Source organism: Variovorax glucosi, from assembly GCF_051216695.1.
Taxonomy (GTDB): domain Bacteria; phylum Pseudomonadota; class Gammaproteobacteria; order Burkholderiales; family Burkholderiaceae_C; genus Variovorax.
This window is the reverse complement of the sequence record NZ_JBPJZE010000418.1, coordinates 1-1,023: the sequence shown is the minus strand read 5'-3', so window position 1 is coordinate 1,023 and position 1,023 is coordinate 1. Positions and strand designations below refer to the sequence as shown.

At 63.7% G+C, this 1,023-nt stretch carries 1 protein-coding gene and 1 riboswitch; the gene reads left to right on the top strand.

Features of this window, described 5'->3' with window-relative positions; translation table 11 throughout:
- Positions 1–16 precede the first annotated feature (16 nt).
- Positions 17–117, bottom strand: a riboswitch (glycine riboswitch).
- 116 nt (positions 118–233) lie between these two features.
- Positions 234–1,023 (top strand): dTDP-glucose 4,6-dehydratase (gene rfbB / locus ACSFA3_RS26150; RefSeq protein WP_435508208.1); only part of this gene is annotated, 790 nt, incomplete at its 3' end.

Genomic DNA, 1,023 nt, shown 5'->3' with positions numbered 1-1,023 from the left:
CAGACGGCGTTTCAGTTGGTGCAGTACAGGCCCCTTGTTCGGACCGACCTGAGCGTTTATGGGAGTTTGCGCCTTCGGTAGGGCCACCGGGGTGGCCCGCTCTCCTGCAGTGGGGCGATTGTAGGCGGGGCTTGCGCGGGCACCAACCTTTGATTTCTCTCCTCTGGCCGAATGGGATAATCGCCTGTTGATTTGCCGCAAGGCGATCGTTCCAAATATCAGCAGGGGACTTCATGATCCTGGTTACTGGCGGCGCCGGCTTCATCGGCGCCAATTTCGTACTCGACTGGCTAGCGAACGGCGACGAGCCGGTCGTGAACCTCGACAAGCTGACCTACGCAGGCAATCTCGAGACACTCGCGTCGCTCAAGAACAACCCGAGGCACATCTTCGTGCAGGGCGACATCGGCGACAGCGCCCTCATCGACCGCCTGCTGGCCGAGCACAAGCCCCGTGCCGTGGTCAACTTCGCCGCCGAATCGCACGTGGACCGCTCCATCCACGGCCCCGAAGACTTCGTGCAGACCAACGTGCTGGGCACCTTCCGCCTGCTCGAATCCGTGCGCGGCCACTGGAACGCGCTGCCGGCTGAGCAGAAGACGGCCTTCCGCTTCCTGCACGTATCGACCGACGAGGTCTACGGCTCGCTGTCCAAGACCGATGCGGCCTTCACCGAAGAGCACAAGTACGAGCCCAACAGCCCGTATTCGGCCAGCAAGGCCGCCAGCGACCACCTCGTGCGCGCCTGGCACCACACCTACGGCCTGCCGGTGCTGACCACCAACTGCTCCAACAACTACGGCCCCTTCCACTTCCCCGAGAAGCTCATCCCCCTGATGATCGTCAACGCGCTGGCCGGCAAGAGCCTGCCCGTGTACGGCGACGGCATGCAGGTGCGCGACTGGCTCTACGTGAAGGACCACTGCAGCGCCATCCGCCGCGTGCTCGAGGCCGGCAGGCTGGGCGAGACATACAACGTGGGCGGCTGGAACGAGAAGCCCAACATCGAGATCGTCAACACCG